The sequence below is a fragment of the Streptomyces sp. WELS2 genome (assembly GCF_013870595.1).
Classification (GTDB): domain Bacteria; phylum Actinomycetota; class Actinomycetes; order Streptomycetales; family Streptomycetaceae; genus Streptomyces.
The window spans coordinates 1-4,281 of record NZ_JACBWZ010000550.1; the positions used below are offsets into that span (position 1 = coordinate 1).

The 4,281-nt window shown below is 72.6% G+C and carries 5 protein-coding genes; all 5 read right to left on the reverse strand.

The features are described 5' to 3' along the window. The coding region (locus H5J33_RS25355) for a xanthine dehydrogenase family protein subunit M (protein WP_181797188.1) at window positions 1–477 on the reverse strand (477 nt) is incomplete at its 3' end. 106 nt (window positions 478–583) lie between these two features. Further along, window positions 584–1,036 carry an ester cyclase gene (locus H5J33_RS25360; protein ID WP_181797189.1) on the reverse strand — a complete coding sequence of 151 codons (453 nt, stop codon included), beginning with the start codon at window positions 1,034–1,036 and terminating at the stop codon, window positions 584–586. Window positions 1,037–1,100: 64 nt separating this feature from the next. Next, a complete protein-coding gene (locus H5J33_RS25365; protein ID WP_181797190.1) occupies window positions 1,101–2,576 on the reverse strand; it encodes an MFS transporter in 1,476 nt (491 codons plus the stop codon). Between the two features lie 37 nt (window positions 2,577–2,613). Beyond that, window positions 2,614–3,318 carry an AAA family ATPase gene (locus H5J33_RS25370; protein ID WP_181797191.1) on the reverse strand — a complete coding sequence of 235 codons (705 nt, stop codon included), beginning with the start codon at window positions 3,316–3,318 and terminating at the stop codon, window positions 2,614–2,616. Window positions 3,319–3,344: 26 nt separating this feature from the next. Further along, a partial coding sequence (locus tag H5J33_RS25375) for an AvrD family protein (protein WP_181797192.1) occupies window positions 3,345–4,281 on the reverse strand: 937 nt, incomplete at its 5' end.

A 4,281-nucleotide genomic window follows, 5' to 3' on the forward strand; every position in this document is an offset into this window, starting at 1 on the left:
GTGCGCACCGGTGAAGAACTCCCGGGCCGCGACGGCGCGTCGTCCCTGCGGGCCGAGGACGTCGAGGTCCGCGTCCAGCAGGACCGCGAGCAGGCACCACTCGGCGGCGGGGTCGGCGTGGGCCAGGCTGCCGCCGACGGTGCCGCGGACGCGGACGGGAAGGTGACCGATCAGCCGGGCGGTCTCCGGCAGGACGGGCAGGGTGTCCCGGATGTGGGGATCCGCGATGCGTTCCAGGTCGGCGTGGGTGGTCAGGGCGCCGACCCGCACAGCCCCGTCCTGCCGGCCGGTTCCCCGCAGCGCGGCGAGCCGGGCGACGTCGACCAGCGCGGTGGGGCGCACCAGCCGGCGGTTGAGGAGCGGGAGCAGGCTCTGGCCGCCGGCGAGGACGCGGGCGTCGGTTCCGTACTCGGTGAGCAGTCGCACGGCTTCTTCAGCCGTGTCCGGCCGGTGGTAGGCGAATGGTGGCGGCTTCATGCCTTGTCTCCTGAGCGGTCTCCTGGACGTGGCCCGACGGGCCCGGCGGGGCTGTCCGGCCCCGTCGGGCCCGGTGAGCGGGCCCGACGGACACGGTTCGCGTTTGTCAGGGCTGGTTGACCGGCGGGACGTCCAGCGTGGTGTGCCCCAACTGGCGCATCAGGTCGGCGATGTCGAAGTGCGCCGAGCGGGAGATCACCTTGTCGCCGTCGAAGTGGTCGATGCCGATGGCGGTGAAGGTCGCCCGCCGCCCGCTGGGCGGCAGGCCCCGGAACGGGCCGAGCTGGGTGCCCGTGCACTCGACGCGGGTGATCACCGTGTCGCCCTCGGCCCACTGCTCCTGGACCAGGTCGATCATGTCGGGGAAGGCGGTCCGGAAGGCCCGGACCCAGGTGCGCACGCCCTCGGGGCCGCGCAGTCCGAACTGGGGCCAGTCGAAGTCCTCGTGGAAGAGCTTGTCCGCGAGCTCCAGCTCGCCCTTGGTGATGATGTGCTCGAAGAGCAGGGCGATCCGCTGCTTGCGGGCCTCGGGGGTGGTCCCCTGGGGGATGGCGGTCATGCCGGTTCCTCTCTCGGTCGTGGCCGTGCGGCGGCCGGTCACGGGCACGTGGTGGACGGTTGCGTCACTTGGCGGGGCGGGGCAGGGTGAGGCTGACCGCGGCGGCGATCAGCACCAGCACCAGCCCGATGCCACCCACCCACTCGAAGGCGGAGGCGTACGAGCCGACGCCGTGCGGGGTGCCGAGGACCCCGAAGAAGACCGAGCCGATCGCGGCGACGCCCGCGGCGCTCGCGAACTGCTGGGCCGTGGTCAGCACGCCGGCCGCGGCACCGGCCTGCTGCGGGCGCACCCCGGCGAGCACCGAGCCGACCAGGGCGGGCACGGCCAGGCCGTTGCCGAGGCCGATCAGCACCATCGGGCCGATCAGCCGCGCGGCGCTGGTGTGGTCGCCGGAGGCGGCCAGCACGATCAGCAGGACGACGAACCCGATCGCGGCGATCGAACCACCGGTGGTGATCATGCGGCTGCCGTAGCGGGCGGTGATCCGCTGGGAGGCGATGGACGCGCCGGAGAAGGCCAGGCCGAGCGGCGTGAAGGTGAACCCGGCCTCCAGCGGCGCGAGGCCGAGCCCCGACTGGAGCACCAGGGTCAGGGTGAACATGAAGCTGAAGAACCCGGCGAAGGTCGCGATGCTGACCACCAGGCCGCGGCTGAAGGCCCGGTCGCCGAAGAGCGACAGGTTCAGCAGGGGCTGCCCGCCGCGGCGGGCGAGGCTGCGCTCCCACAGCAGGGTCAGCGCCATCGCGGGAACCGAGGCGACCAGGCAGATCCACGTCCACACCGGCCAGCCCTCGGTCCGGCCGAGGACGAGCGGCACGAGGGCCAGCGCCAGGCTGACCGGGACGCCGACGGCGCCGAGCGGGTCGAGCGCCGGCCGAGCGGTGGGCTTGCGGCGGGGCAGCAGCCGGGCCGCGAAGGCCAGCATGACCAGGCCGATCGGCAAGTTGACCAGGAAGATCACCCGCCAGCCGAGGCCGGCCACGTCCGCCTCGAGCAGCGCGCCGCCGAGCACCTGTCCGGCGACCGCGCCGACGCCGACCGTGACGCCGAACCAGGACAGCGCCCGTGCCCGCTCGGCGGGCGGGAAGGTCGCCGTGATCAGCGCCAGCACCTGGGGCACCATGGCGGCGCCGGTCAGGCCCTGGATCAGCCGGGCGCCCACCAGCTCACCCGGTGTCTGGGCGATGCCGCACAGCACCGAGGCGGCGGTGAAGGCGAGCGTGCCGGTGAGGAAGACCGCGCGGGAGCCGTACAGGTCGCCGAGCCGGCCACCGGTGATCAGACCGCTGGCGTAGGTGAACGCGTAGCCGGCGACGATGAGTTCGAGCGCGGCCTGCCCGGCGTGCAGATCGTGCTCCAGCGACGGGGCGGCGACGTTGACCACGTAGAGGTCGAACTGCGCCATGAACATGGCGGCCAGGATCACCGGCAGCATCAGCCAGCGCTTGGCGTACGGGCCCGGGTCGGCCGTGGGGGCCGGGGCGGGCGCTGCTGAGGCCGGGGAGGCCGCGGCGCCGTCGTTCTGAGTGACAGACATGGCTGTGATCTTCCTTCTGAGACGTTCTGCTGCGACCTCAGGCGGCCTTGGTCGTGGAGCGCTCCCGCTCCAGTCGCCAGTCGATCTGCGCGTACTCCGCCTGGGCGCGGGCGATGGCCTCGTCCACGTCGCACACGGTCGGCAGTTCGAAGTGGGCGACGATCTTCTCCAGCCGCTCGCCGGGGGTGCCGGAGACCATGAAGTACGGGATCTCCAGCTCGTCGAGGGCGGCGAGCAGCCTGGAGTCGCAGGCGGCCCGGAAGCCCTCGTTCATCGGCCGGTGGCCGTCGGCGGAGAGCGTCAGTTCGTTGCTGAGGTGCACGAAGCCGTCGAACGACGCCTTGACGTGCTGCTTGAAGTAGTGGCCGAGCTGGGCGGTGACCTGCTCGAAGAAGGTCATCTCGGGCGTCTTCCGCGGTGTGGTGCCGGGCACGGCGACGCCCGGGTCCATGCCGAACTCGACGCGCACGGCGGCGTAGATCCATTCCTGGAGCGAGGAACCGTCGGCGATGAAGCTGTCGCCCAGCAGTGCCTCGTTGACGGCGCGGCCGACATGGCGGCGGACGGCGAGCTGGATGTACTCGGCCGGGGTGACCTCGTGGAGTGCCTTGCCGGGGACGGCTTCGGGCATGATCTCGCGGATGGTTCTGGCGGGCGAGCGGGGTATGCCGGTCAGGTGTGACAGGGCGATCGCGGTGGAGGTCTTCCCCGCGGAGTAGGTGCCGGAGATGGACAGACGCATGGGTGATTCCTTGTCGTGTCGGCGGGTCAGCGCGCGGTGGCGGCGACGCGGGCGGGCAGTTCGTGGGCGAAGGTGCAGCGCATGGTGATGCCGGCCAGCAGGCCGCTCAGTCCGACGCTGCGCCAGACGCCTCCGCGCAGCGTCAGCAGGCGCTTGTCGGTGAGGGCGGCGCGGGTGGTGAGCGGCAGGCCCTCGGTGAACTCGGCCTCCCGTGCCTCCTCGGGCGCGGTCAGCACGGTCTGCGTCATCCAGAGGGTGTTGCTCTCGGCGCGGTCGATCCCGTCCAGCTCGTACATCAGCACCTGCGCCAGCTGGAGGTTGACGACGAAGCAGTCGATCAGGCTGACCGTGGGCCGTTCCCCCGCCGCTATCCCCTCGCCGGGGTCCGGCGAGCCGGCGGTCCGGCCGAAGCGCACGGCCGCCGTGGCGGAGTGCTCCCGGCCGTCCACCTCGACGCCGTTGATCTCGTGCCGGCGGAACTTGAACCCCTCGCCGTAGAAGCGGTTCTCGCCCGGGCCGAGTGCCTCGGTGAGGCTGCCGAAGCGGGCACCGGCCCCGGCGCGGGTGACGATCGGATGCTCGGTCTCGCAGCGCACGCGCAGGTTGCCGACGGTGCACTCGTGCACCGAGCGGTACCGGTCGCCGGACGGCTCGGTGGTGCGCAGCCGGGCCGAGAGCGGCACGTCGCGCAGGTCCTCCTGCGGTTCGATGCCGGCCCGCAGCGCCACCTTGGCCAGGCGCACGGTGCGCCGGTCGGCCGGGCTCAGCCCGTAGGCGTGCGTCAGCTGCAGCTCGGCGAGCTGGACGCCCAGCACGAGCGCGTCGACGGTGCTCAGGTGCGGCCGGAGGTCGGTGCCGTCCTTCTTGCGGGACCAGTCGGCCGGGTAGTCCAGGTCGAGCATGCCGCGTACCTCCGGCTCGGCGGAGCCGGGCGGTACGACGTCGAGGGAGCGCACACGGTAT